Raw genomic sequence first — 23,699 nt, 5'->3', positions numbered from 1 at the left:
ATCATCGCCATTGAGGCCGTTACGGGACGCGGGAAGCGATAAAAGGTATAATGCTCACAGACAATTTACCGGCATTTGCCGATTGATGACTTTGGAGTCTCCATGGCCGAACGCAAGGCTCGGGTAGAACGAAATACCCTGGAAACACAGATCACCGTTGAAATCGATCTCGATGGTACCGGCAAGTCCAGTTTTGACACCGGCGTGCCTTTTCTCGAGCACATGATGGACCAGATCGCCCGCCATGGGCTGGTGGACCTGAACATTGTCTCCAAGGGTGACCTGCACATAGATGACCACCACACTGTGGAAGACATCGGCATCACCCTGGGCCAGGCGTTCAAGCAGGCGGTGGGCGACAAGAAAGGTATCCGCCGGTATGGCCATGCCTACGTGCCACTGGACGAAGCGCTGTCCCGCGTGGTGATCGACCTGTCCGGCCGTCCCGGCCTGCTGATGGATGTGCCTTACACCCGCGGCGCTGTCGGGGGCTTTGATGTGGACCTGTTTGCGGAGTTCTTTCAGGGCTTTGTGAACCACTCCATGGTGACCCTGCACATCGACAATCTGAAGGGCAAGAACACCCACCACCAGATTGAAACCGTGTTCAAGGCCTTCGGTCGCGCCCTGCGCATGGCTATTGAAATGGACGAGCGCATGGCGGGTATCACTCCGTCCACCAAGGGATCGCTGTAAGCGGTCCCCGGGCTCAAATAAAGAACCACGATTCAGGAAGTCTCTCTTCACATGAAAACCGTTGCCATTATCGACTACGGCATGGGTAACCTTCATTCCGTCAGCAAGGCGGTTGAGCACGTAGCGCCGGGTACCCGCGTGCTGGTCACTGACAACGCTGAGCAGATCCGCAGCGCAGACCGGGTAATCCTGCCGGGCGTGGGCGCCATCCGCGACTGCATGGCGGAAATCCGTCGCCTGGGTATTGATGAGCTGGTACGGGAAGTGTCCGTTGACCGGCCGTTGCTTGGTATCTGTGTCGGCATGCAGGCCCTGATGTCCCGCAGCGAAGAAAACGGCTGGGTGGATTGCATTGACCTGTTCCAGTCAGAAGTTCGCTTCTTCGGCGATAAACTCACCGAAAACGGCGAGCGCCTGAAGGTGCCCCACATGGGCTGGAACGAAGTTCACCAGACCATGGACCACCCGCTCTGGCACGATATCCCCGACGGCGACCGCTTCTACTTCGTGCACAGCTACTACGCCGAAGCAGCCGGTAACCCGGATATCGCCGGCCGCACCCATTACGGCGTCGACCTGGCGGCAGCGGTGGCAAGAGACAACATCTTTGCAGTGCAGTTTCACCCGGAGAAAAGCGCAAGGGCGGGACTGCAATTACTGAAAAACTTCACGAACTGGACTGGAACATGCTGATTATCCCGGCCATAGACCTCAAAGACGGCAAGTGCGTAAGACTGCGCCAGGGCCGCATGGACGACTCCACCGTGTTCGGTGACGACCCCGTTGATATGGCAACCCGCTGGGTCGATGCCGGCGCCCGCCGCCTGCACCTGGTGGACCTGAACGGCGCCTTCGCCGGCGAACCCGTCAATGGCGAAATCGTCCAGGCCATTGCCCGCAAGTATCCGGATCTGCCCATCCAGATTGGTGGCGGCATCCGCTCTGCTGAAACGATTGAGGCCTATCTCAAAGCCGGCGTACAGTGGGTAATCATCGGCACCAAGGCCGTCAAGGAGCCAGAGTTCGTCACTGAAATGTGCAAGAAATTTCCGGGCCATATCATCGTTGGTCTTGATGCCAAAGACGGCCGCGTTGCCACCGATGGCTGGGCGGAAGTCTCCGAAGTCATGGCTACCGATCTGGCCAAACGCTTCGCCAACGACGGCGTGGATGCAATTGTTTACACTGATATCAGCCGTGATGGCATGATGCAGGGTGTCAATGTGGAAGCTACGGCGGCGCTGGCGGAAGACGGCGGCATCCCCGTCATCGCCTCCGGCGGCGTGACTAATATGGACGACCTCAAGCGCCTGGCAACGGTAGCCGACAAAGGAATACTTGGTGCCATCACCGGCCGTGCCATCTACGAAGGTACGCTCGATGTGGCCGAAGCCCAGGCCTTCTGTGACAGCCTGAAGGGGTAAGACGAATCATGGCTCTGGCAAAACGCATCATTCCCTGCCTCGACGTCGACAAAGGCCGCGTTGTAAAAGGCGTGAACTTTGTCGATATCCGCGACGCCGGTGACCCGGTGGAAGTGGCCCGCAAATACAACGAGCAGGGCGCCGACGAAATCACCTTCCTGGACATTACTGCCAGCCACGAAAGCCGCGATACCACCTATGAAACCGTGGAGCGCATGGCTGCCGAAGTGTTCATTCCGCTGACGGTTGGTGGCGGTGTGCGCACCGTGGAAGATATCCGCAAGCTCCTGAACGCAGGGGCAGACAAGGTGTCGATCAACACCGCTGCAGTATTCAACCCGGAATTTGTCCGCGAAGCCGCCGACCGCTTCGGCAGCCAGTGCATTGTGGTGGCGATTGATGCCAAGCGTGTCAGTGGTGAAGGCGAAGAGCCGCGTTGGGAGATCTTTACCCACGGTGGCCGCAAGCCTACAGGCCTTGATGCCGTGGAGTGGGCGCGCAAGATGACGGCCATGGGTGCCGGCGAGCTGCTGCTGACCAGTATGGACCGGGACGGCACCAAGGTTGGCTTTGATCTGGGGCTGACGCGGGCGATAAGCGATGCAGTGTCGGTGCCGGTGATTGCGTCAGGTGGTGTTGGCGAGCTGCAGCATCTGGCGGACGGAGTGACCGAGGGGCGTGCGGATGCGGTGTTGGCGGCGTCTATTTTTCACTTCGGGCAACATACGATTCCTGAGGCCAAGGCGTTTATGAAGGCGCAGGGGATTGAGGTTCGGGAGTAGGGCGGGAGTTGGTTTGTCGGATTACGCCTTGCGGCTAATCCGACCTACTGGTAATCCGACACCACCGGGCCAATTTACTCCTGCTTCGCCAACGCCGGCCGAATCTGCCGCTTTTCTCCTTCCGCGAACATCTGCCGATTACCGTTCCTCATGGCCCACACGCCGCTGACGGTGGCGATGGCTATGCCCTCCTCATCCAGTTCCGGCAAATGCTTTTCCAGGTAATCCACGGTAACTTTGTGCGGATGGCCGATTCCGACGGCGCTGCCGTTCTCTTTTGCTCTCTTGATCAGCAACCGGAACTGTTTGTCCACGTACTCTTCGGTCTGCTCATGGTCAAGAAAGACATCGCGGGTGAGGGTCGGGATGCGGTAGGCGGCGGCTACTTCGCCGGCGATGGACGAGGCGATGGTGCGGCTGTCGACAAAGTAGACCGGGTAGTGATCCAGCTCCGACATTATCCAGTCCATAGCTTCGAGTTGCTGAGTGAGCAGGCTGCCCATGTGATTGTTCACGCCACGCACGTGAGGAATGGACTGTAAGGCGCGGCGCAGGGTGGTTGCCATGCTGTCTTTGCCCATGCCCGGGCTCAGCCCGCCGGGGCCAAGGCCGATATTGCGGGTGTTGGCCATGGGAGCGTGAAGCATGATTTCTTTCTGCTTTCGGTGAGCATGCTCCGCCAGTTCCGTTGTATGTCTTCGGTAGGGCAGGAAGGCCAGGGTGATGGGCTGCTCCAGCCCGATCAGCCTTCGGCCCTCTGCGAGGTTGTGCCCCATGTCATCGATGATGATGGCGATGGTGGGTGGAACCTGCTGCGTACTGTCCCGCCCTTCCCCGGAACTGGCCGGTGACGACACCGCGAGGATGGCGATGGCGGCCATCAGCCAAGCTGGTACTTTCAATCCGCGCTTTCCTGTTCTGTCTTGTTGCGCTTATTGAGAATGCTCAGGCCCTTCAGCAGGTTCAATGCCGAGCGTAGCTGAAAGTCCCTGCTTGCCGGTGAAGCTTGTCCATCCTCTTCGCTCGCCTCCTGTCCCTCATCCTGACCTTCAAGATGGCCGCTCAGGTCCGCCTCTGTGAAGAACGGCTGGCTATCCAGTTCCGTCAGCTCAGCCGGCTTCACTTCAATATCCGGCTTGATGCCCTTGGCCTGGATGGAGCGACCATCCGGAGTGTAATACCGGGCGGTTGTCATTTTGATGGCATGGGTCTCATCCAGGGGGATCACCGTCTGCACGCTACCCTTGCCGAACGACTGGGTACCCATGACGACCGCTCGCTCATGATCCTGCAGCGCGCCCGCAAGGATTTCCGAGGCAGACGCGGAGCCACCGTTGATCAGAACCACAATGGCGGTATTCGGCATCACATTGCCTGGCTTGGCATTGAAACGCAGGCGCGAGCTCTGGATCCGTCCTTCGGTGTAAACAATCAAGCCTTCGTCAAGCAGCGCGTCTGCCGCTTCAACCGCAGCTTGCAGGATGCCGCCCGGGTTGTTACGCAGGTCGATTACCAGGCCATCCAGGTCACTGCCGTGTTCCTTTTCAAGGTTTTCAAGCGCCGTAGTGAACTGTGCACCGGTATCGGCCTGGAACTGGGTAATCCGGACATAACCGTAGCCGTTTTCAATGATGCGGGACTTGATGCTGGTAACTTTGATGATGGCGCGTTCCACATCGATTTCGATGGGTGCGGATTCGCCTTCTCGGACGATTGTGAGTGTGAGCACGGTGCCGGGTTTGCCGCGCATCAGCTTGACGGCTTCTTCCAGAGACATGCCCTTGACCGGCTGGTCCCCCAGTTTGACGATCAGGTCGCCCGCCTGCACACCGGCTTTCTGGGCAGGTGTATCGTCAATGGGGGAAATGACCTTCACGAAACCGTCTTCCATGCCGACTTCAATACCCAGGCCACCAAACTCCCCGGAGGTGCTTTCCTCCAGTTGCTCGTAGTCTTTCGGGGCAAGGTACGTGGAGTGAGGGTCAAGATCGGACAGCATGCCTTTGATGGCGCTCTCCAGGAGCTTGCGATCATCCACTTCTTCTACGTAGGCATCCTTGATGCGGCCAAACACTTCAGCAAACTTGCGGAGGTCGTCAAGGGGCAGTTGCTCTTCCGGGTCGGGAAGTTCTATTTCAACCTGTTCGCCATGCTGGATGCCCTCCAGCAGCCGCCGGGTCTCTTCATCGGCTTCCTGGGCGTGAATCAGGCCGGGAAGGGCGGTCAGACAAGAGGCAAGGGCGAGTGCGCTCATGGTTGGGGCGTGGTTAAAACGTCTTACCCGTCTCATTCACATATCCTGTGTTATTCCGATGACTGGTTACTTCCCGAGTATTGCCCGACAGTATGGCGTTACCAGGCTGATTTGTCAGCCTTTAGGGTATCACGAACCGGTTCAGCGGTTGCCGAGCCAGCGCCGCGGGTTGTCCGGTTTGCCGTTGTGGCGAATTTCGAAGTATACGGCCGGATCGTCAGTGCCACCGGTGCGACCTGCCTGGGCAATGGCCTCGCCAGCTTCCACCCAGTCCCCGGGGCTGGTGTAAAGGCTGCTGCTATGGCCGTAGAGGGTCATGTAGCCGTCACCGTGATCCAGGATGGTCATCAGGCCAAACCCTCTGAGCCAGTTGGCAAAGACAACGCGGCCGTAGTGAACCGCTTTGACGTCGCTTGCCTCATCGGTATTGATCAGCAGGCCGTTGAAGCTCAGCTTGCCACCGGCATAGCTGTCCCCGAAACTGCTGGCAATCTTGCCGTCTGCTGGCCAGGGCAGTTTGTTTCTGAGCGATCCGAATGGATCTGACTCGTTGGGCGTGGGAATGTTGGCTATCGCCTCTTCCACCTCTTTTAACAGTTTTTCCAGCCGGTTGCGGTCCGCTTCCAGCTCCTGGCGTTCATTTCTGCGGTCACTGATGTCTGCCTTGAGGGCTGCCAGAGTCTGTTCCCGTTCGCTTTTGCTATTGTTCAGTTTCTGCTGGCGGTCGGCAACATTCTGCTCAAGCTCAGCCAGTCGCAGTCGGCCCGCCTTGACCTGCTTCTGCGTTTCTTTCAGCTGGCGAAGGTTGGCGGCGAACGCCTCCAGCCGGTCGATGGTGTCGCGGCTGAGGTATTCGTAGTAGGTCATGGTGCGGGCGATCTTGTCCGGGTCAATCTCATTGAGCAGGACTTTTACGGCAGGCGCGTCGCCCTCCATCCAGGCGGCACGGATCTGTTTTTTCAGGCTGTCGCGCTGGCTTTCCAGTGTGCGGGTCAGTTCAGCTTCTTCCTCGCCCAGCTGGTTGAGGCGCTGTTGCTGCTCCCGGGCCTGTTCGCGCAATTCCCTGCGTTCGCGGGTAAGTTGACCTATCTCCTGTTCCAGCCCCGAGAGCTGACGCTCAAGTGACGAGCGATCCTCTTCCGCATCGGCCAGCCAATCGTCGATGTCGGCGATCTCTTCCCTGAGTGCTTTGATCTGGCCAGGCGTGACCTGTTGATCTGCCAGTGCCGGTGGGACAGCTGCAAGCAGTGTCAGCACCAGCCACAGACGCGCAATCAATCGATCTCCACCAGGCTGTGGCCTGACATTTCGGCCGGTTGCTCAAGGCCCATCAGGCTTAACAGGGTAGGTGCCACATCGCTCAGGTTGCCATCATCTTTGAGGGTAACCTTGCGGGGGCCTACATAGACCAGTGGTACCGGACCAATAGTATGAGCAGTATGAACCTGGCCAGAACTGGGGTCGGTCATTTGCTCACAGTTGCCATGATCAGCCGTAATCAGCGCCTCACCACCAACTTCCTCAAGCGCTTCGGCGACACGGGAGACGCACTGGTCAATACACTCAGCGGCCTTGATAGCGGCATCCAGCTTGCCGGTATGTCCAACCATGTCGCCATTGGCGTAGTTGCACACCACCAGGTCGTACTTGCCACTCTTGATGGCTTCCACCAGTTTGTCGGTCACTTCCGGTGCGCTCATCTCTGGCTGCAGGTCGTAGGTGGCGACTTTGGGTGACGGCACCAGAATGCGATCCTCACCTTCGAACGGGGTTTCCATGCCGCCATTGAAGAAGAAGGTAACGTGGGCGTATTTCTCGGTCTCGGCAATTCGCAGTTGGGTCTTGCCCTGGTTGGATACATACTCGCCCAGGCCGTTGGTCAATTGCTCCGGCGGATAGGCGCAGGAGGCTTTGATGTCGGCGGCGTATTCCGTGAGCATGACAAAGTCGGCCAGCTCCGGATGTTTGCGGCGTTCAAAGCCCTCGAAGTCCTTTTCCACAAAGCAACGTGTCATTTCCCGGGCACGGTCAGCACGGAAGTTCATGAATATCACGGTATCGCCATCGTTGATGGTGCCTTCCGTGTCGCCGCTGGCCTTGATGTGAGTCGCCTTGACGAACTCGTCATTCTCGCCCCGTTCATAGGCCTGTTCCAGAGCGGTCACCGGGTCGGCTACGGTGAACTCGGCCTCTCCCAGGGTCATGGCATTGTAGGCTTGTTCAACCCGGTCCCAGCGGTTATCCCGGTCCATTGCATAGTAACGGCCGATTATGGAGGCTACCCGGCCAACACCAAGGTTCTTCAGTTTGGTGGCGGCTTTTTCCAGAGAGGCTTTGGCGCTGCGGGGCGGCATGTCGCGGCCATCAAGGAAGGCATGGATGTAGACTTCTTTTGCGCCCCGCTCGGCAGCCATTTCAGCGGCAGCCAGGATGTGATCCTCATGGCTGTGCACACCGCCGGGGGATAGCAGCCCCATCAGGTGAATGGCACGACCATTGTTGATGGCCTTGTCCATGGCGGCGCATAGAGTTGGGTTTTGCGTAAAAGTACCTTCTTCCACGTCTTTGTCGATGCGTGTGAGACTTTGATAAACCACCCGTCCTGCGCCAAGATTCATGTGGCCGACTTCGGAATTGCCCATCTGTCCCTGGGGCAGGCCAACGAACATTCCGGAAGTGTTGATCAGTGTTTTTGGCTGATTTTTCCAGAGCTTATCCCAGAATGGCGTATTGGCGTTGCTGATGGCATTATCGTCAGCCGGGTCACGGTGACCCCAGCCGTCAAGAATAATCAGTGCAGTAGGCTTACGCGTGGCAGTCATCACTTAATCCGATGGTAGTTTGGTAAATTTACTAAAACGAACATTGATTCTAAACAGTTTCGCACCCGTCGGCCACCTTGGTTATCTTCTGTCAATGGGGCAGGGTGTGTATAATCCCGCCACAAACTATTCAGCAAGGTGTTTTCATGGAAAGGGTGTTCGAATTCGCGGTTAACCATTACATACTGGTGTCTCTGTTTGTCGCTTTCCTGCTTGCCATTCTGGTGCTGGAATCCCGTCGTGGCGGTGCGAAAATATCGGCACAAAGTGCAGTAAACCTGATCAACCGCGATGAAGCTGTTGTCGTCGACATCCGTGACCGAAAGGATTTTAACGAGGGCCGGATTACCGGTGCAATCAATATTCCCCTCAATAGTATCAAAAGCCGTGCGTCGGAGCTGAAGAAGTTCAAGGATAAGCAGATTATCGTAGCCGACAAGATGGGCCAGCATTCCGCCATGGCCGTCAAGCAGCTGAACGCTGAAGGCTACACCAATGTGGTCCGTCTGGATGGTGGTATCGCCGACTGGAAAGGCAGCAACCTGCCGCTGGTGAAGAAGTAACCGGTTACTCAGGCCTTGAACTGAAGGGTAAACTGTCGCACTGTTTCACAACAGCAGGCGGAGCCAGGCATTAAACTGTTCCGGCAGCGTTCAATATTATAACGGGCCCTGGTTGCCCCCTTAATCGAAGAAAGGACTGAAAATGGCTGAAAATGAGCAGGCCGCAGCAGGCAACGAAAACCAGGCGCAACCTCAGTTTGCGCTTCAGCGTATTTATGTGAAGGATCTGTCGTTTGAGTCTCCGAACTCGCCCACGGTTTTTCAGGAGCAGTGGAAGCCACAGGTCAATCTGGATCTGAACACCTCCCATAACAAGATCAGCGACAACCAGTATGAAGTGGTTCTGTCCCTGACGGTGACGGCGAAAATCGACGAAAAGGTTGCCTATATCGTCGAGATTCAGCAGGCCGGTGTGTTCCTGGTAAAAGGCATTGAAGGTCCGCAACTTGGCCAGATGCTGGGCGCCTACTGCCCCAATATCCTGTTTCCCTATGCGCGGGAAGCCATCGACGGGGTGGTCAGCAAGGGCAGCTTCCCGGCGCTGATGCTGGCACCGGTCAACTTCGATGCCATCTATGCCCAGGCGCTGAAGCGCAAGCAGGAAGAGGCGGGAGGCGAAACCAAGGAAGAGCAGACTCACTGAATCTGCTTTGCCCTGGCAAAAGAGCCCCACTGGCGCAGACGCCAGTGGGGTTTTTTATTTTGGTGAGCTCGATTCGATGCCTTCCCGGATTATTCGCTGAATCTCACCGTCGGCCTTCATGTCGTTGAGTGTTTCGGAAAGGCAGGGGATGTCATTTTCCCGGGATTCGTGGACCCAGTGGTAGATGGGCGATTCCAGTAGCGGATTACCGATAACCATGTCCGGGTTATGATGTTTGGCGGCCAGCGCGTCCCACTCCAGTGTCAGCGCAACATCAATCCGTTTACGTTTAAGCAGACTGACCAGCTGAAAGGTGTCGCTGGTGGCAACCTGCGTGGCATCTTCCGGCAACACGGCAGCAATCATCCGGTAGCCATTGAGAAACCCGATTCGTTTATCGGTCAGGTCGGAGTGGGCTTTGGCGGATTTGCTGTCAAGGAAAAGGGGGACCAGTCGTGCCTCTTCGATGGGGGTATTCAGTGGAATCAGCGGGGCATTTTCTTTAACGGCCATGGGGATTCGCGCCAGTTCACCATCGGACTGGCTTTTTTCTGCCATCATCACGGCACGGGCTGCGGGAGCATCCAGGTAGCGAATGGTGAGGCCGCAGCTGGTATAAAGCTGCTGGATAATGTCTTTGCCAAATACGACCGATACCTCGGAAGTGGTCGAGGGGGTCGTTATGACCCGGGTGCCGGCATCCGATTCACCAGCGGCGCCGTAGCTCGGGTAGCCGCTGAATGCAAACAGCAGCACCATTGCTGCCAAGGCCAGAACCGTCGGCCGGTAATGATTATTGAGCTCCTTCAAAATCAAGCTGTCTCCATGCTTCATAGACCACCAGCGCAACCGTGTTTGAAAGGTTGAGGCTGCGGCTTTCCGGGCGCATCGGCACTCTCAGGCAATGTGCTTGCGGAAGCGCCTGGCGAATGCCTGCTGGCAGGCCCCGGGTTTCAGGGCCGAACATCAGGTAATCACCGCTCTGGTAGGTCACTTCATGATATCCACGGGAGCCCTTGGTGGTCAGCCCGAACAGCCGTGAAGGCCGTTCGCTGTCCAGAAAGGTCGTGAAGTCGGGGTGAACTGTGACCGTTGCATACTCACTATAATCCAGGCCAGCCCGCCGCATCTGCTTGTCTTCCAGGGTAAAACCCAGGGGCTCAATCAGATGCAGACGGCAGCCGGTGTTGGCACAGAGCCTGATGATGTTGCCGGTATTCGGCGGTATCTCAGGCTCAAACAACACCACGTTCAGCATCCGGTATTCAGCGCTCAACGGCCAGGGCTACACCCATGCCGCCGCCAATGCACAGGGTTGCCAGGCCCTTTTTGGCATCCCGGCGAGCCATTTCGTGTAGCAGGCTGACCAGAATCCGGCAGCCGGAGGCTCCGATTGGGTGGCCCAGTGCAATGGCGCCGCCATTCACATTGACCTTTGCCGCGTCCCAGCCAAGATCCCGGTTAACGGAAATGGCCTGGGCCGCAAATGCCTCGTTGGCTTCGACAAGGTCCAGGTCGTCTACCGACCAGCCCGCCAGTTTCAGGCAGCGCTGGCTGGCGGGAATCGGGCCGGTGCCCATAATAGTGGGGTCAACCCCCGCATTGGCGTGGGCCCTGATGGTCGCCAGTGGTGTAAGCCCCAGCTCTTTTGCCTTGTCAGCACTGCACACAATCACTGCGGCCGCGCCGTCGTTAAGGGAAGACGCATTTCCGGCGGTGACGGTTCCATCCTTCCTGAACGCGGGCCGTAGTTTTCCCAGGCTTTCAGCGGTAACGCCCGCTCTGGGGCTCTCGTCTTTGTCCACAATCAGCGGGTCGCCCTTGCGCTGGGGAATGGTGACAGGAACAATCTGGCTGTCGAAATAACCGGCATCCCTTGCGGCAGAGGCTTTTTGCTGGGAGGCCGCGGCAAACTCGTCCTGCTCTTCGCGGCTGATGCCGTATTTTTCCACGATGTTTTCCGCGGTCACACCCATGTGATAGTCATTGAAGGCGTCCCACAGGCCGTCGGAAATCATGGTGTCCACCATGTTCCAGTTACCCATACGCTGGCCGTTGCGGCTATTGGGAAGCACGTGGGGTGCCTGGCTCATGCTTTCCTGGCCGCCTGCGATCATCAGCTCGGCGTCGCCACAGCGGATGGCCTGAACCGCCATATGTACGGCCTTGAGGCCGGAGCCGCACACCTTGTTGATCGTCATGGCTGGCACCGAGGCGGGAATGCCTGCATTGATGGAAGCTTGGCGCGCCGGGTTCTGGCCGCAGCCAGCTGTCAGCACCTGGCCCAGCACCACTTCGTTGACCTGGTCGGCGGCAACGCCGGACTCTTCCAGCAGGGCCTTGATAACGGCGCTGCCGAGCTGGTCGGCGCGAAGGCTGGAAAGCCCGCCGCCAAAGCTGCCGACGGCGGTACGTTTGGCGGCTACGATAACAACATCACGCATGGGTTCTCTCCGGTTCTCAGGCAGGATTAAAAAGCTGCACGCATTGTATCGGAAAGCTGGAGTGGGCCAAAGCGAGCAAGTGTAACCTGCCTACATATTAAGGCTGCGGCCGCCATCCACCGCCAGGATCTGGCCGGTCACAAAAGGTGCATCACACAGGAAAAAGGCAATGGCGCCGGCGATGTCGTCCGGTGAACCTGTGCGGGCCAGGGGTGTTTTGGCCAGAATACCCTGCTGATAGTTTTCATCGATGGCAGCCTCACCTTCTGGCCAGAGGATGGCACCCGGGGAAACGCCGTTCACCCGTACTTCCGGTGCCAGGTCTTTCGCCCAGGACAGGGTCAGTGATGCCAGGCCGGATTTACTGGCGCAGTACAGCGGATGGTTAGCCAGCGGGCGCTGGCTGTAGATATCGATCATGTTAACGATGGTTCCCCGGCATTCTTTCAGGGCGGGCAGGCAGGCCTGGCCCAGGAAAAAGGGCGCGCGCAGGTTGGTGTTCATGATGGTGTCCCAGTCGTCGGCATCGGCCTCCGGGGTGGGGTTGGGGTAGAACACCGAGGCGTTATTCACCAGGCCATCAAGCCGCCCCCAGGCGGCGATTGCTTTGTTTGCCAGACGGTCAATATCGCCAGGGTGGGCGAGATCCGCCCGGATGACGACAGCCGAATCGGGTCTGATTTTGTTCAGGTCGTCGCGAAGCCTGTTGGCTTCTGCTTCCCGCGAGCGGTAATGGATCACCAGGTTCCAGCCGCGCTGGTGGAGGTGACTGGCGGTGTGGGCGCCCAGGCGGTGCGCCGCTCCGGTGATGAGCACGACTGGTGTCGGTGATGCCATGGTGTGTCTCACTGTGTCGGTCGGGGTTCAGGTTAGAGCTCGGAAATACGCCGCAACCGCTCGTTTCGGATTGCCCGGCCCAGGTCTTTTCCCCGGTAACCCTGCGCCATCAAGTCCTTTGCCTGAACACCTGTGGCTGCGTGCTGTGCCGATTCCAGCCAGCCCAGTTTTTTCTGCTCGGTGTCGGGCAGGGCGCAGTTCAGTGTCTGTAGCAGTTCGGCAAACCGGTCAGCACGGCGCCAGACATCGGCCTCATCCAGCACCTCAAGCAGAGATTCTGCCCGGTAGCTGGTCATGGCGCGGATCTGTGGCAGCAGGCTGGTGGTGAGCCGGGCCAGGTCCTGGCAGTCATTCGGGGCTTTCAGTTGCGCAGCCCGGTTGCGGGCCTCATCTGGTGTCAGTGACGACATCAGCGCAGCGAAGCGGGGGCTGGTTTCAGCTTCGCTGTTGTGTACACAACGCAGGGCAGATAGTGCGACTGACAAGGCATCGTCCCGGTCCAGTTCCGGAACAATGGTTGCCAGCGCACCGCAATCCCGGAGTACTTCGAAGAAGGTACCGGGTTCGTTTTCATGCAGTGCCCGCTGGATTTCCTGCCAGACCCGTTCCGGCACCAGATGTTCAACTTCCCCGTTTTTCACCATCTGCCGCATCAGCGCCATGGTGGGTTCCGCCACGGTGAATCCCAGGGGCTGCAGCCGGGCCGCGAAACGTGCCGTGCGGAGAATTCGCAAGGGGTCTTCAGCAAAGGCTTCGGACACGTGGCGCAGGCTGCGCGCCTGGACGTCCTCACGGCCGCCGAAAGGGTCTACCAGTTCGCCTTCGGTGGTCTTTGCCATGGCATTGATGGTCAGGTCCCGGCGCCTGAGGTCCTCTTCCAGGGTGACGTCCGGAGCGCTGTAGACGGTAAAGCCGTGATAGCCGCGCCCCTGTTTCCGCTCGGTTCGTGCCAGTGCGTATTCTTCCCGGGTATCCGGATGCAGGAACACCGGAAAATCAGCGCCCACCTGCTTGAAACCCTGCTGGAGCATCTCGTCTGGCGTCGCGCCGGTGACTACCCAGTCCCGGTCTTTTACCGGCAGGCCAAGAAGTTCGTCACGTACTGCGCCGCCAACCAGGTAGGTTTTCATGAATCGGATATTACTCCTTTCGGGATGCTGGTCAGGGGATTATCAGGGTAAGGCCCTGTGCTGGCAAACCAGCAGGCCACAAAAAAGCCCGGCACGGAGCCGGGCTTCAGGGGGATTGCTATCCGGACTGGATCAGAATGCGGCGCCAAGCTCAATCGCAGCGCCAAGGTCCGCATCGCTGACCAGCGCGCCGATGTCCAGACGGGCACCGAACGGAGACAGGCCGATACCTGCGGTAAACTGGGTGTCTTCCTCAATGCCGTCGTTGTCGTCGTTGCTGGCCAGGTTCTGGCGCACGCCGACACGAAGCTGGGCGTAACGGAAGGCGTCGAATTCAGCACCGAGGGCAAGCCACTGGGTGTCATCCTCGTAACCGAACGCTTCTTTCTTGGTAAGGTCCACTTCCGCCGTTACAACGTGGAAATCGCCTTTGTGGGCGATGCCGGCCGTCACCATGGGGTTCAGCTCCAGGGTGCGCTCTTCTTCAGTAGGGCGGTTCGCTGCGGAGTCCAGCTCCATGGGGATCAGGTTCTTGACCACAACACCTGCGTTCCACTGGTTGCGGGAGCCAAAGGCGTAGGCGGCACCGACATCGAGGTTGAAACCGCTTTTGTCGGTTTCATTCTCGTCGCTGTCGAAGTCATCGTCTTCGAAGCCGGATACTGTCTGGGTGTATTGGTAGGTGCGTAACTGAACGTATTTTGGCGAAACCCCGATTTGCAGCTGCGAGTCATTCTGCAGGTCAATCGAGGTGGCGAGAGAAATGCCAATCTCCGTAACGGCGGAGGCCAGGACGCTACCCCGGGATTGCAGGTCACGGTCCAGATCAGCAGCCAGCAGTTCTGCCTCCGTTCCTGTCTCCAGAATCTCCAGATATTGATCATCACGCTCGTCAAATTCACCACGTACGGTGGCCCGCAGGTTGCCGTTGGTGAAGAAGCCGATGGAGATGGAATCTGTCGGCACCGCCAGAGCTATACCCAGGCCGGCATCGATCCTGACGGTGTCACGGTCAAAGTTATTCAACTGCTGCCTGAGTTCACCGGCGGTTCGCTGGGCTTCTGCCTGGCTTGAGGTCTTGTCCAGTTCCTGAAAGCGGTCAATGGTGTCCTGGATATCATCGATCTGGTCGATGGTTTCTTCTTCGTCGGCCATGCGTGCGTTGACGGAAGGAAGAATCAGGCCGAAGTCGTCTGACCAGTCGTGGTGCTCTGCCGCCATCATCGCCGGGTTGGAAGCGCCTGCCGCCGGGTGAGCGATAGCGACACCCGTTCCGCCCATGGCAAAGGAGCGTGCGGACATAAATGCTTGCGGGCTGGCCATGGCAGAGGTGGTGGCGATGGAAAGGCCGATGGCCAGGGAGAGCTTGGTCAGACGGTTTTCGGTCATGGTGGATCCTGATGATGCATTTATAGTGTCGGTTTAAAGATTACGCGATGTTAAGACTAATTCAGTTTGTCCAGTGACTCACCGGTGATGCGGTAACGGTTTGTTTTCCTAGTGTAAATGGCGGTGGTTTTTTGCCGCTCTGGCGAGACGAAAACCGCTTTGTTGAGTGTGGAGTTATGAATTTCAGCCAGTTACAAAGGTTGGCCTGAATTTTTCATGGAAGTGGTGAACTGGTGTTTTTTCGGAGAATCAAGATGACCCTGCGGTGGATACTGATACCTGCGCTGATGCTGACTATCGTCGGCTGCGCCCCGATTGGTCAGAATCGGGAGTCACAGCAACAGACCGAGCTGGACCCGATTACGGTTCGGGTCAGCGGCTTTGGTACCTATGAAGACGTGTCAAAAGACCGCCTGAATACCCGCAAGCGCCTGCTGGCCCGCCGGGCATCGCAGCTGGATGCGTACCGTAATCTCGCAGAGCGGGTTTATGGCACGGTAATCTACGGCAGCTCTACGGTGAATGACTTCGTGCTGCAGAACGATATGTTCCGCACCTACGTGGACAGCTACATCCGTGGCGCCAAGATGGTGGCGGTGAACGAGCACAGTGACGGCGTTGTGGAAACGGTGATGGAGTTGAAGCTGGAGCCCAGGTTCCGTGCCTGCGTGTCCCGGGTTTCCGACAGGGAAGTTCAGGACCTGTGCCCGATTCCCATGCCCGGGGACAATGACAGCATCGGTGATGTTCAGAGCCGGGGCGTGGACTCCCTTTACTATCTCGACTGAGAGAATAATTCTCCATGAAGCTGGCAATTCTGGTTATTACAGCGCTGATGCTTGCCGCCAATGTCCAGGCCGTCGTGCTTGAGGGCGTCGGGCATGCCACCATCTACAACGACGATGTGGATAGCGCCAGGCAGGAGGCCAAAAAGGCGGCTCTGCGGGATGTATCCCTGCAGTATGAGGCCAGAATCAGCAGCCGCGATACCATGGAAAACGGCGTAGTGACCGAATCCCGCCTGCAGGTGGCATCGTCATCGAGAGCCAGGTCAGTGAAGGTGGTCGACGAGTATCGTCGAGGCGATCTGATGCGGGTGACCGTTCGCGCCGATATGTCGGAAAGCGGAAGCTGCAGTGCGGGTGAGGCAAGTGGCCTGAGAAGACGTGTTGCGGTCACCGGCTTCCCGATGGTGTACCCGGATCAGGCGCGGATTGGCCGTATTGATGACGCCGGCGAGATCTTGCCGCAATTGTTGCAGGCGGACCTTCGGGCTACCGGCAATCTTCAGGTATTCGGTGCCACCACCCAGCGCCTGTTCAGCGACCTTCTCAACGCGCCAACCCAGCAGAAATTCAATAACCGTCTCACCAACGTGATCCAGGTGGCGCGGGAATTGGGAGTGCAGTTTGTGGTTGCCGGTGTGATCCGCGATGTGGGTGTGTCTGATCCTGATGCCTGGGGCACGTCCATCATCGACCGCATGCAAAGGGGGGTTGGTGCTGCGAACCAGAACCGGCGGTTTGTGGCGGACCTGATGATTTATGACGGATTCAGCGGAGCCCCTGTTTACCAGGAGCGATTCGCGACAGAGGCACGCTGGGATGCCGGCCCGGGCTCTTCCGACGGATTCGGATCGGCCGGATTCCAGGAAACCCGTTACGGCCAGGCCGTGGGCGGCCTGATGAAGGATATGACGGCTGCGGTGAACAATGCCCTGGCGTGCCAACCCTTTATTACCCGGGTAACCCGTGTGGACGGTCGCAAGGTGACTCTGGATTCGGGCGCCACTGCCGGGCTGAGGCCGGGGGACGAGCTGAAACTCTACCGCAGTGCCAGCTTCTTCGACTCACCGGGTGCCACACCAGAGCTGCAGGACAGCGGCACCACCATGACAGTGAACAACGTGCATCCGGATTTCAGCAACGGCAGGATTCCGGTCTCAGGAGGGTTGATCAATATCCAGCGGGATGATGTGGCCATCGTCTGGTAGGCACTGCCAGGAGCGAGCGCTTTCAGGCTGCAGCGGTTTCCGCCGCGATATCGCGGATCTTGGCTACCATGGCCCGAAGCCCATTGCCCCGGGTAGGGGAAATGTGGCGGAACAGGTCCAGCTGCTCGAACAGTTCGTCGATATCCGTTGCCAGCAGATCCCTGGGCGTCTTGCCGTTCAGCGCCACCAGGATGATGGCAGCAAGACCGCGAACAATGATGGCATCGGAATCGATCAACAGGTACAACTTCCCGCTTTGCTCATCATAGTGATGAATCAGCCAGACCTGGCTCTGGCAACCGTGCACGTAATTCTCTTCCCTGCGCTCGTCATCCGGAAATGCCGGTAGTTGCTTGCCCAGGTCAATGATAAACGCGTAGCGCTCTTCCCAGTCGTCCAGGAATTCGAAGCCATCCACAACGTCTTCCAGGGTGGTGTCTTTTCCCAGCGGGTTGTTCAGAAAGTCCTGTTCAGAGGCGGTCATCAGAGCATCCCCAGTTCAAGCTTGGCTTCGTCGGTGAGCATGTCGTTGTTCCAGGGCGGGTCGAAGGTGAGTTCAACAGTCACCTTGTCGACATTGGGCACATGCTCGAGCTTGGTTTTGACGTCTTCGGTGATCACCGGGCCCATGCCGCAACCGGCAGCGGTCAATGTCATCAGAACGTAGACATGGTTGCCATCTTCGGTGCCGTTCTCGATCCTGCAGTCGTAAATCAGGCCCAGATCCACCACGTTCACCGGAATTTCCGGGTCGTAGCAGTTTTTCATGGCTTCCCAGACCTGGTTTTCGTTCACAGTGCCGTCTTCGGGGGTGTCGAAGCTGCTTTCCAGGGGCTTCTTGCCCAGCGCATCGGCGTTGTGGCCCTCAATGCGCGCGAGATTGCCGTTAACAGCAACGGTAAAGCTGCCACCCAGTGACTGCGTGATGGTCACAAAGGTGTCCGACGGAATCATGATTTCCGTGCCGGTGGGCACCAGGCGTGCCTCTACTTCGCGTTTGGTCAGGACCACTTCCCGTTCTTGCATGCCTTCAGGGGCCTCGTTTTCTCTAGCTGGTTTGTCGGATTGCGCTTCGCTTAATCCGACCTACGTTGATTGGTCTTGTAGGTCGGATTAGGCGAAGCCGTAATCCGACACCACAGTTTCAGGTTCAGGCAACCGTAAAACTCTCCCCACAACCGCACTCAGCGGTGGCATTCGGATTCCGGAACTGGAACAGGGAATTCACTCCCTCTGTCACAAAATCAATCTCAATGCCATTCACCAGCGGCAGGTGCTCTTCCTTCACGAACAGATCCACACCGTCAATGTGGAAGACCTTGTCGTCCGTGCCGGCCTCTTCCACCCACTGGGTTTCATATTTGAAGCCGGAACAGCCGCTTTTCTTGATGGCCAGGCGTATGCCTCTCGCTTCCGGCCGCTTGTCCAGTTGTTTGCGAACGTGTTTCACCGCAGTGGGCGTCATGGTGACGGCTACGGTTGGTGTGTAGACTTCGGCTGTCATGTTTCCACCTCCATCAGGCAAACAGGCGCTGGATTTTCTGCAGAGCAGTGAATAATTGTTCCACTTCTTCCAGTGTATTGTAAAACGCAAAGGATGCCCGGGCTGTGCCGGGAACCCCGTAAAAGTCCATTAGCGGCATTGCGCAATGGTGGCCGGTTCGGATCTCGATACCCTGCTGGTCCAGCAAAGTGCCTATATCACTGGGGTGCAGTCCGGCGATTTTAAAGGACATAACCGGCATTTTATTGCTGGCCGTACCGATCACCTCCATGCCCGGGACGCTTTCAACCAGCTGGTTTGCCCGGGTGAGAAGCGCCGCTTCCGCCGCTTCCATGCCCTTGCGGTCGAGGCTATCCAGATAGTCGATAGCCGCCCCCAGGCCGACTGCTTCGGCAATGGGTGGCGTGCCTGCCTCAAATTTATAGGGCAGTACGTTCCAGGTGGTGCGCTCGAAAGATACCCGTTCGATCATTTCGCCGCCGCCCTGGTAGGGAGGCATTTCCTCGAGCAATTGGGCTTTTCCGTAGAGCACGCCGATGCCAGTAGGACCGAACAGTTTGTGGGATGAGAAGACATAGAAGTCGCAACCCAGTGCCTGTACGTCCGGCTGGAAGTGGGGCACTGCCTGGGCGCCGTCGATCAGGGTAATCACACCCCTGGCCTTGGCCTGTTCTATCAGCGGGGCAACCGGGTTAACCGTGCCCAGAACGTTGGAGACGTGGGTCAGCGCCAGCACGCGGGTGCGATCGCCCAAAAGGCTGGTGAACGATTCCAGGTCGAGCTCACCTTCCGGTGTTACCTGTACAGGAAGCACTTTCGCCCCCGTGCGCTCAGCCACCATCTGCCAGGGCACAATGTTGGCATGGTGTTCCATATGGCTGACCAGGATTTCGTCGCCCGGCTTCAGGCGGCCAGCAAGGCCGTTGGCGACCACATTGATGGCCTCTGTGGTGCCTCGTGTCCAGATAATTTCACGGGTACTGTTGGCATTCAGGAAGCTTCGGACTTTTTCGCGAGCGCCCTCGAACGCGCTGGTGGCACGGTCGCCCAGGGTGTGGGCACCCCGGTGGACATTGGAGTGCATCTCCCGGTAGTACCGATCCATGGCGTCCAGTACGGCGATTGGCTTCTGAGCCGAAGCACCGTTGTCCAGATACACGAGAGGCTTGCCGTTGATCCGTTGATCAAGGATCGGGAAGTCCCGGCGGATGGCATCGACGTCAAACGCCACTTTGCCAGCCTTTTTTGCCACGGAAAGGTCTGTCATAACCGGTCAGGCCTCCTCAAATGTCTGATCGAAAAACTCATTCAGCCGAAGCTGTGCAGCGTCTTTGACTGCCTGAACCGGAATCTGTTCAACAAGTTCGTTAATGAAGGCCATAGTCAGAAGCGTATTGGCCTCGCGGCGCCCGATACCCCGTGAAACCAGGTAGAACAGGGAGGTCTTGTCCAACTGGCCAATGGTGGCACCGTGGGCGCACTTGACGTCGTCCGCGTAAATTTCCAGCTCGGGCTTGGTATCGATTTCCGCGCCGGTGGAGAGCAACAGGTTCTTGTTGTTCATGTTGGCGTTCGACTTCTGGGCATCCTCATGAATATGGATGCGGCCATTGAACACAGCGTGGGACTGGTCGGCAGCGATGTTGCGATAGGTTTCTTCACTGTTGCAGTGGGCAGCCACGTGCTCAATGGAGGTGTGGTTGTCGTAGTGCTGTTTGCCCTGGGTAACCACCACACCATTCAGCTTGCACTCACCACCTTCGCCTTCCAGGCGAACCATCAGGTCGTGACGGCGAAGCGGTCCGCCGAAGCCGACACAATGGCTTTCGAAGCGGGAACTGGCCGCCTGGCGAACACCGGTAGCACCGATATGCTGGACGTTCTCGCCCTCCATGACCAATCGCACACTGGTAACATTGGCGCCGTCTCCCAGCATGAACTCGGTGACCGCATTGACCATGACAGGCTCATTTCCGCTGGAGAGGTATTCCTCAACCAGCGTGATCTGGCTGTGACGCGCCGCGTCCACATAGATGCGCGGGTAAGCAGAGCCGGAAGCGGTGCCGGTTACTTCGTGCACGATGAACAAGGGCTGGTCGAGCACAGCTTCCTTGTCCAACTGAATGTACAGGCCGTCTTCAAAACGCGCCGAGTTCAGCCTGGCCATCTGCACGGCCCGGTTGTCCAGGGTGTTGTCGAGGCGATCGGCCAGGGCCGCGGCCTCGTCGTCATCGAGATCGGCGAAGCGCTGGATGCGGATGCCGTCGAGGTCGGGGAAGTCCGATGCTTCCGGAATCATCACACCATTATGAAACACAACCCGGTAACCTGGCAGCGACAGGCTGAGACCGTCCTTGCCGGTCGCGGGCAGGGTAGCGGCAAGCTCATCAGTCAGCGTCAGGTGCCGGCTGGAGTACTTCCAGTTCTCGGTTTTGCGGGTTGGCAATGGCATATCCACCAGTGCCGTACCCCGTTGTTTGCGCAGCTCAAGCAATGGCGCAGGCAGTGACTGCCGGCCTGGCTCAAGGAAGGCGCTGGAAAGCGTTGGTGCTGGTTTCATTCCACGACCTCCTTAGCTCGCTGCACTGGGGGTGGTTTCTTCGTCTTTCACGCCGAGCCAGCCGTAACCGCGCTCTTCAAGCTCGAGCGCCAGCTCGCGCCCACCGGATTTGACGATTCTGCCACCGGCCAGAACGTGTACGTAGTCCGGCACGATGTGATTCAGCAGCCGCTGGTAGTGGGTCACCATCAGGATGGCGCGGTCGTCCGCACGCAGGGCGTTCACGCCCTTGGAGACAACCTGCAGGGCATCGATATCAAGCCCCGAATCAGTCTCGTCAAGAATCGCCAGCTTGGGCTGCAGCAGAAGCGCCTGCATGATTTCGTTACGCTTCTTCTCACCGCCGGAGAAGCCTTCGTTCACGCCGCGCTTGAGAAAGGCGGGATCAAGATCCACCTGCTTGGAAACTTCCCTGGCCAGCTTCATGAACTCGGCCGCGTTCATCTCCGGCTCGCCACGGTGGGTACGCATGGCGTTAACGGCGGTACGCAGGAACTGAAGGTTGCTGACCCCGGGAATCTCCACCGGATACTGGAAAGCCAGGAAGATGCCTTCGCGGGCCCGCTCTTCGGTTTCGAGGTCCAGCAGGTTGTCGCCGTTCAGGGTAATCTCGCCTTCGGTCACCTCAAACGTCTCGTTGCCTGCAAGCACCTGGGACAGCGTGCTCTTGCCTGAGCCGTTCGGGCCCATAATGGCATGAACTTCCCCGGCCTTGATTTCCAGGTTGATGCCCTTGAGGATCTCTTCACCCTCAACGGATGCGTGCAGGTTCTTGATGCTCAGCATTTGTAGGCTTCTCTCTCTTTGTAACTGTCTGAATTCCTGTGTCTTGGGACCGACCCTCAACTTGGGGTGGGTCAGCCGCCGGGGAGGTCCTTCCAGGATACGCTGTGAATACGTCCCTGCTCGTTGACCTCCACCCAAACCAGCTGGGCAAAGGCCAGCGAACCAAAAAGTTAACCAACAGACCCCTCAAGACTAACTTCAAGCAACTTGCCAGCCTCAACCGCAAACTCCATCGGCAGCTCCTTGAAGACCTCTTTACAGAAGCCGTTCACAATCATGGAAACAGCCTGCTCAGGGTCGATACCACGCTGGCGGCAGAGGAACATCTGCTCGTCGCTGACCTTGGAGGTGGTGGCCTCGTGCTCGACGATGGCGGACTTGTTCTTGCTCTCGATGTACGGGAAGGTGTGGGCGCCGCAGCGGTCGCCGATCAGCAGCGAATCGCACTGGGTGTAGTTGCGCGCACCTTCCGCACCGGGGCCAAACTTCACGAGGCCGCGGTAGGCGTTGGAGCTCTTGCCCGCGGAAATACCCTTGGAGATGATGGTGCTGGAGGTATTCTTGCCCAGATGGATCATCTTGGTGCCGGTATCGGCCTGCTGGTAATTGTTGGTCAATGCCACCGAGTAGAACTCACCCACGCTGTTGTCACCGCGCAAGATACAGCTCGGGTATTTCCAGGTGACCGCGGAGCCGGTCTCGACCTGGGTCCAGGAGATCTTCGAGTTTTTGCCGATGGCGGCGCCACGTTTGGTGACGAAGTTGAAGATGCCGCCCTTGCCATTCTCATCACCCGGGTACCAGTTCTGGACGGTGGAGTACTTGATCTGCGCGTCGTCCAGGGCAACCAGTTCAACCACGGCAGCGTGGAGTTGGTTTTCATCCCGCATGGGGGCGGTGCAACCTTCCAGGTAGCTTACGTAACTGCTGTCCTCGGCAATAATCAGGGTGCGCTCGAACTGCCCGGTGTTGGCCGCATTGATGCGGAAGTAGGTGGACAGTTCCATGGGGCAGCGCACACCTTTGGGCACGTATACGAACGTACCGTCGGAGAAGACTGCGGAGTTCAGACCGGCGAAGAAATTGTCGCCAGCGGGAACCACGGAACCCAAATATTTTTTGACCAGTTCCGGATAATCCTGGATGGCCTCGGACATGGAGCAGAAAATCACGCCCGCTTTGGCCAGTGGCTCTTTGAAGGTGGTCGCAACAGAGACGGAGTCGAACACCGCATCAACGGCCACGCCAGCAAGTTTTTCACGCTCGTGCAGGGGGATGCCCAGCTTCTCGTAGGTTCTGAGCAGCTCCGGGTCCACTTCGTCCAGGCTCTGGGGCATGTCTTCCGGGCGCTTGGGCGCGGAATAGTAGGAAATCGAGTTGTAGTCGATCTTCGGGTAACCCACGTGGGCCCAGTCCGGCTCGTCCATTTCCAGCCAGCGACGGTAGGCTTTCAGGCGCCATTCCAGCATCCATTCCGGCTCTTTCTTGATGCCGGAAAGGCGGGCTATGACGTCTTCGTTAAGGCCGGGCTCGAACGTGTCGGATTCGATGTCTGTCACGAATCCGTGTTCGTATTCCCGTTTGATCAGCTCGTTCACCTCTTTGTCGGTGGTCGCCATGATCGTCGCTCCGTATTCTCTCATCTCGGGCTTTTGAGCCCCTGGTGTCGCCGGTAGCCTTACTTGGGTGGCTACCTTGCGGATGTAAAAATTTCAGGCGTTGCAGTGGTCGCTCGTGTTGAGAGTACGCCCTGCAATCGGTTTTTGGATGACGGATTGGGTGTCGCCCCGTTGATAACCAAGGGCAAAATCCGTTTCTTCTGGTGAGCGAGTATACAATACCAGAGTAAAATAGTCAGGTATTAAATTGCGC

General features: G+C 58.1%; 25 protein-coding genes. 8 read left to right on the top strand and 17 right to left on the bottom strand.

Annotated features, from left to right (window positions below; genetic code table 11):
- Window positions 1–102: 102 nt before the first annotated feature.
- The 4 genes from hisB to hisF are packed head-to-tail and all read left to right on the top strand — an operon-like array spanning window position 103 to window position 2,902.
- Window positions 103–696: an imidazoleglycerol-phosphate dehydratase HisB gene (gene hisB, locus FDP08_RS09220; RefSeq protein WP_135803146.1), complete on the top strand. Its 594-nt coding sequence runs from the start codon at window positions 103–105 to the stop codon at window positions 694–696.
- Window positions 697–747: 51 nt separating this feature from the next.
- On the top strand, window positions 748–1,389 hold the full coding sequence (hisH, locus tag FDP08_RS09215) for an imidazole glycerol phosphate synthase subunit HisH (protein WP_137435703.1): 642 nt from the start codon (window positions 748–750) through the stop codon (window positions 1,387–1,389).
- Complete coding sequence (hisA, locus tag FDP08_RS09210) at window positions 1,383–2,120, top strand: 1-(5-phosphoribosyl)-5-[(5-phosphoribosylamino)methylideneamino]imidazole-4-carboxamide isomerase (RefSeq protein WP_137435701.1); 738 nt, start codon at window positions 1,383–1,385, stop codon at window positions 2,118–2,120. Before hisH ends, hisA begins: the two co-directional genes overlap by 7 nt.
- 8 nt (window positions 2,121–2,128) lie before the next feature.
- Window positions 2,129–2,902, top strand: a complete 774-nt coding sequence (gene hisF, locus FDP08_RS09205; protein ID WP_137435699.1) for an imidazole glycerol phosphate synthase subunit HisF — start codon at window positions 2,129–2,131, stop codon at window positions 2,900–2,902.
- Between the two features lie 74 nt (window positions 2,903–2,976).
- Here hisF and FDP08_RS09200 read toward each other — a convergent pair whose 3' ends face one another.
- From FDP08_RS09200 to gpmM, 4 genes are all read right to left on the bottom strand, one after another.
- Window positions 2,977–3,804: a divergent polysaccharide deacetylase family protein gene (locus FDP08_RS09200; protein ID WP_427901842.1), complete on the bottom strand. Its 828-nt coding sequence runs from the start codon at window positions 3,802–3,804 to the stop codon at window positions 2,977–2,979.
- A complete protein-coding gene (locus tag FDP08_RS09195; protein WP_137435697.1) occupies window positions 3,801–5,192 on the bottom strand; it encodes a S41 family peptidase in 1,392 nt (463 codons plus the stop codon). The genes FDP08_RS09200 and FDP08_RS09195 overlap by 4 nt, the downstream gene beginning before the upstream one ends.
- A gap of 105 nt (window positions 5,193–5,297) precedes the next feature.
- Entirely contained in the window at window positions 5,298–6,434 is a 1,137-nt protein-coding gene (locus tag FDP08_RS09190; RefSeq protein ID WP_137435695.1) for a murein hydrolase activator EnvC family protein, read from the bottom strand.
- On the bottom strand, window positions 6,431–7,978 hold the full coding sequence (gene gpmM / locus FDP08_RS09185) for a 2,3-bisphosphoglycerate-independent phosphoglycerate mutase (RefSeq protein WP_137435693.1): 1,548 nt from the start codon (window positions 7,976–7,978) through the stop codon (window positions 6,431–6,433). The genes FDP08_RS09190 and gpmM overlap by 4 nt, the downstream gene beginning before the upstream one ends.
- 146 nt (window positions 7,979–8,124) lie before the next feature.
- On the opposite strand from gpmM, the gene FDP08_RS09180 reads away from it, so the two are divergent.
- Together FDP08_RS09180 and secB are read left to right on the top strand one after the other, a co-directional pair.
- Window positions 8,125–8,541, top strand: a complete 417-nt coding sequence (locus FDP08_RS09180) for a rhodanese-like domain-containing protein (RefSeq protein WP_137435691.1) — start codon at window positions 8,125–8,127, stop codon at window positions 8,539–8,541.
- A 142-nt stretch (window positions 8,542–8,683) separates the two neighbouring features.
- Window positions 8,684–9,184, top strand: coding sequence for a protein-export chaperone SecB (gene secB / locus FDP08_RS09175; protein WP_137435689.1), 501 nt, complete (start codon window positions 8,684–8,686; stop codon window positions 9,182–9,184).
- Between the two features lie 54 nt (window positions 9,185–9,238).
- Here the strand turns inward: secB and FDP08_RS09170 are convergent, their stop codons facing one another.
- The 6 genes from FDP08_RS09170 to traF all read right to left on the bottom strand — a co-directional run bounded on the left by FDP08_RS09170 (window position 9,239) and on the right by traF (window position 14,984).
- Window positions 9,239–9,994 carry a type 2 periplasmic-binding domain-containing protein gene (locus tag FDP08_RS09170; protein ID WP_170978998.1) on the bottom strand — a complete coding sequence of 252 codons (756 nt, stop codon included), beginning with the start codon at window positions 9,992–9,994 and terminating at the stop codon, window positions 9,239–9,241.
- A complete protein-coding gene (gene trmL / locus FDP08_RS09165; RefSeq protein ID WP_137437272.1) occupies window positions 9,978–10,442 on the bottom strand; it encodes a tRNA (uridine(34)/cytosine(34)/5-carboxymethylaminomethyluridine(34)-2'-O)-methyltransferase TrmL in 465 nt (154 codons plus the stop codon). The genes FDP08_RS09170 and trmL overlap by 17 nt, the downstream gene beginning before the upstream one ends.
- A gap of 7 nt (window positions 10,443–10,449) precedes the next feature.
- Complete coding sequence (locus FDP08_RS09160) at window positions 10,450–11,628, bottom strand: acetyl-CoA C-acetyltransferase (RefSeq protein WP_137435685.1); 1,179 nt, start codon at window positions 11,626–11,628, stop codon at window positions 10,450–10,452.
- Window positions 11,629–11,718: 90 nt separating this feature from the next.
- Window positions 11,719–12,465 carry a pteridine reductase gene (locus tag FDP08_RS09155; protein WP_137435683.1) on the bottom strand — a complete coding sequence of 249 codons (747 nt, stop codon included), beginning with the start codon at window positions 12,463–12,465 and terminating at the stop codon, window positions 11,719–11,721.
- Between the two features lie 32 nt (window positions 12,466–12,497).
- On the bottom strand, window positions 12,498–13,595 hold the full coding sequence (locus tag FDP08_RS09150; protein ID WP_137435681.1) for a tRNA nucleotidyltransferase/poly(A) polymerase-related protein: 1,098 nt from the start codon (window positions 13,593–13,595) through the stop codon (window positions 12,498–12,500).
- 132 nt (window positions 13,596–13,727) lie between these two features.
- Window positions 13,728–14,984, bottom strand: a complete 1,257-nt coding sequence (gene traF, locus FDP08_RS09145; RefSeq protein WP_137435680.1) for a conjugal transfer protein TraF — start codon at window positions 14,982–14,984, stop codon at window positions 13,728–13,730.
- Between the two features lie 254 nt (window positions 14,985–15,238).
- Here traF and FDP08_RS09140 point away from each other — a divergent pair, with 254 nt between their 5' ends.
- Together FDP08_RS09140 and FDP08_RS09135 are read left to right on the top strand one after the other, a co-directional pair.
- Entirely contained in the window at window positions 15,239–15,772 is a 534-nt protein-coding gene (locus FDP08_RS09140) for an LPP20 family lipoprotein (RefSeq protein ID WP_137435678.1), read from the top strand.
- Between the two features lie 14 nt (window positions 15,773–15,786).
- Entirely contained in the window at window positions 15,787–16,977 is a 1,191-nt protein-coding gene (locus FDP08_RS09135) for a flagella assembly protein FlgT (RefSeq protein ID WP_137435676.1), read from the top strand.
- A gap of 22 nt (window positions 16,978–16,999) precedes the next feature.
- On the opposite strand, the gene FDP08_RS09130 is transcribed toward FDP08_RS09135, so the two are convergent.
- From FDP08_RS09130 to sufB, 7 genes are all read right to left on the bottom strand, one after another.
- Window positions 17,000–17,461, bottom strand: coding sequence for a SufE family protein (locus tag FDP08_RS09130; protein WP_137435674.1), 462 nt, complete (start codon window positions 17,459–17,461; stop codon window positions 17,000–17,002).
- On the bottom strand, window positions 17,461–18,003 hold the full coding sequence (gene sufT, locus FDP08_RS09125; RefSeq protein ID WP_137435672.1) for a putative Fe-S cluster assembly protein SufT: 543 nt from the start codon (window positions 18,001–18,003) through the stop codon (window positions 17,461–17,463). The genes FDP08_RS09130 and sufT overlap by 1 nt, the downstream gene beginning before the upstream one ends.
- A 124-nt stretch (window positions 18,004–18,127) precedes the next feature.
- On the bottom strand, window positions 18,128–18,481 hold the full coding sequence (locus tag FDP08_RS09120; protein ID WP_137435671.1) for a HesB/IscA family protein: 354 nt from the start codon (window positions 18,479–18,481) through the stop codon (window positions 18,128–18,130).
- Window positions 18,482–18,494: 13 nt separating this feature from the next.
- Window positions 18,495–19,748 carry an aminotransferase class V-fold PLP-dependent enzyme gene (locus FDP08_RS09115; protein ID WP_137435669.1) on the bottom strand — a complete coding sequence of 418 codons (1,254 nt, stop codon included), beginning with the start codon at window positions 19,746–19,748 and terminating at the stop codon, window positions 18,495–18,497.
- A gap of 6 nt (window positions 19,749–19,754) precedes the next feature.
- On the bottom strand, window positions 19,755–21,041 hold the full coding sequence (sufD, locus tag FDP08_RS09110; protein ID WP_137435667.1) for a Fe-S cluster assembly protein SufD: 1,287 nt from the start codon (window positions 21,039–21,041) through the stop codon (window positions 19,755–19,757).
- Between the two features lie 12 nt (window positions 21,042–21,053).
- Window positions 21,054–21,827: a Fe-S cluster assembly ATPase SufC gene (gene sufC / locus FDP08_RS09105; protein ID WP_137435665.1), complete on the bottom strand. Its 774-nt coding sequence runs from the start codon at window positions 21,825–21,827 to the stop codon at window positions 21,054–21,056.
- 170 nt (window positions 21,828–21,997) lie between these two features.
- Window positions 21,998–23,446 carry a Fe-S cluster assembly protein SufB gene (sufB, locus tag FDP08_RS09100; protein ID WP_137435663.1) on the bottom strand — a complete coding sequence of 483 codons (1,449 nt, stop codon included), beginning with the start codon at window positions 23,444–23,446 and terminating at the stop codon, window positions 21,998–22,000.
- Window positions 23,447–23,699: the final 253 nt, after the last annotated feature.

Origin of the sequence: Marinobacter panjinensis (assembly GCF_005298175.1) — a bacterium.
Taxonomy (GTDB): Bacteria; Pseudomonadota; Gammaproteobacteria; order Pseudomonadales; family Oleiphilaceae; genus Marinobacter; species Marinobacter panjinensis.
The sequence above is the reverse complement of the archived record's forward strand: the minus strand, read 5'-3'. Positions and strand labels throughout refer to the sequence as shown.

Excerpts from the sequence above, each read along its gene's own strand:
- hisB (WP_135803146.1), top strand. The coding sequence starts at position 103 with ATGGCCGAACGCAAGGCTCGGGTAGAACGAAATACCCTGGAAACACAG.
- hisH (WP_137435703.1), top strand. The coding sequence starts at position 748 with ATGAAAACCGTTGCCATTATCGACTACGGCATGGGTAACCTTCATTCC.
- hisA (WP_137435701.1), top strand. The coding sequence starts at position 1,383 with ATGCTGATTATCCCGGCCATAGACCTCAAAGACGGCAAGTGCGTAAGA.
- hisF (WP_137435699.1), top strand. The coding sequence starts at position 2,129 with ATGGCTCTGGCAAAACGCATCATTCCCTGCCTCGACGTCGACAAAGGC.
- FDP08_RS09195 (WP_137435697.1), bottom strand. The coding sequence starts at position 5,192 with ATGAGACGGGTAAGACGTTTTAACCACGCCCCAACCATGAGCGCACTC.
- gpmM (WP_137435693.1), bottom strand. The coding sequence starts at position 7,978 with ATGACTGCCACGCGTAAGCCTACTGCACTGATTATTCTTGACGGCTGG.
- FDP08_RS09180 (WP_137435691.1), top strand. The coding sequence starts at position 8,125 with ATGGAAAGGGTGTTCGAATTCGCGGTTAACCATTACATACTGGTGTCT.
- secB (WP_137435689.1), top strand. The coding sequence starts at position 8,684 with ATGGCTGAAAATGAGCAGGCCGCAGCAGGCAACGAAAACCAGGCGCAA.
- trmL (WP_137437272.1), bottom strand. The coding sequence starts at position 10,442 with ATGCTGAACGTGGTGTTGTTTGAGCCTGAGATACCGCCGAATACCGGC.
- FDP08_RS09160 (WP_137435685.1), bottom strand. The coding sequence starts at position 11,628 with ATGCGTGATGTTGTTATCGTAGCCGCCAAACGTACCGCCGTCGGCAGC.
- FDP08_RS09155 (WP_137435683.1), bottom strand. The coding sequence starts at position 12,465 with ATGGCATCACCGACACCAGTCGTGCTCATCACCGGAGCGGCGCACCGC.
- FDP08_RS09150 (WP_137435681.1), bottom strand. The coding sequence starts at position 13,595 with ATGAAAACCTACCTGGTTGGCGGCGCAGTACGTGACGAACTTCTTGGC.
- traF (WP_137435680.1), bottom strand. The coding sequence starts at position 14,984 with ATGACCGAAAACCGTCTGACCAAGCTCTCCCTGGCCATCGGCCTTTCC.
- FDP08_RS09140 (WP_137435678.1), top strand. The coding sequence starts at position 15,239 with ATGACCCTGCGGTGGATACTGATACCTGCGCTGATGCTGACTATCGTC.
- FDP08_RS09135 (WP_137435676.1), top strand. The coding sequence starts at position 15,787 with ATGAAGCTGGCAATTCTGGTTATTACAGCGCTGATGCTTGCCGCCAAT.
- FDP08_RS09130 (WP_137435674.1), bottom strand. The coding sequence starts at position 17,461 with ATGACCGCCTCTGAACAGGACTTTCTGAACAACCCGCTGGGAAAAGAC.
- sufT (WP_137435672.1), bottom strand. The coding sequence starts at position 18,003 with ATGCAAGAACGGGAAGTGGTCCTGACCAAACGCGAAGTAGAGGCACGC.
- FDP08_RS09120 (WP_137435671.1), bottom strand. The coding sequence starts at position 18,481 with ATGACAGCCGAAGTCTACACACCAACCGTAGCCGTCACCATGACGCCC.
- FDP08_RS09115 (WP_137435669.1), bottom strand. The coding sequence starts at position 19,748 with ATGACAGACCTTTCCGTGGCAAAAAAGGCTGGCAAAGTGGCGTTTGAC.
- sufD (WP_137435667.1), bottom strand. The coding sequence starts at position 21,041 with ATGAAACCAGCACCAACGCTTTCCAGCGCCTTCCTTGAGCCAGGCCGG.
- sufC (WP_137435665.1), bottom strand. The coding sequence starts at position 21,827 with ATGCTGAGCATCAAGAACCTGCACGCATCCGTTGAGGGTGAAGAGATC.
- sufB (WP_137435663.1), bottom strand. The coding sequence starts at position 23,446 with ATGGCGACCACCGACAAAGAGGTGAACGAGCTGATCAAACGGGAATAC.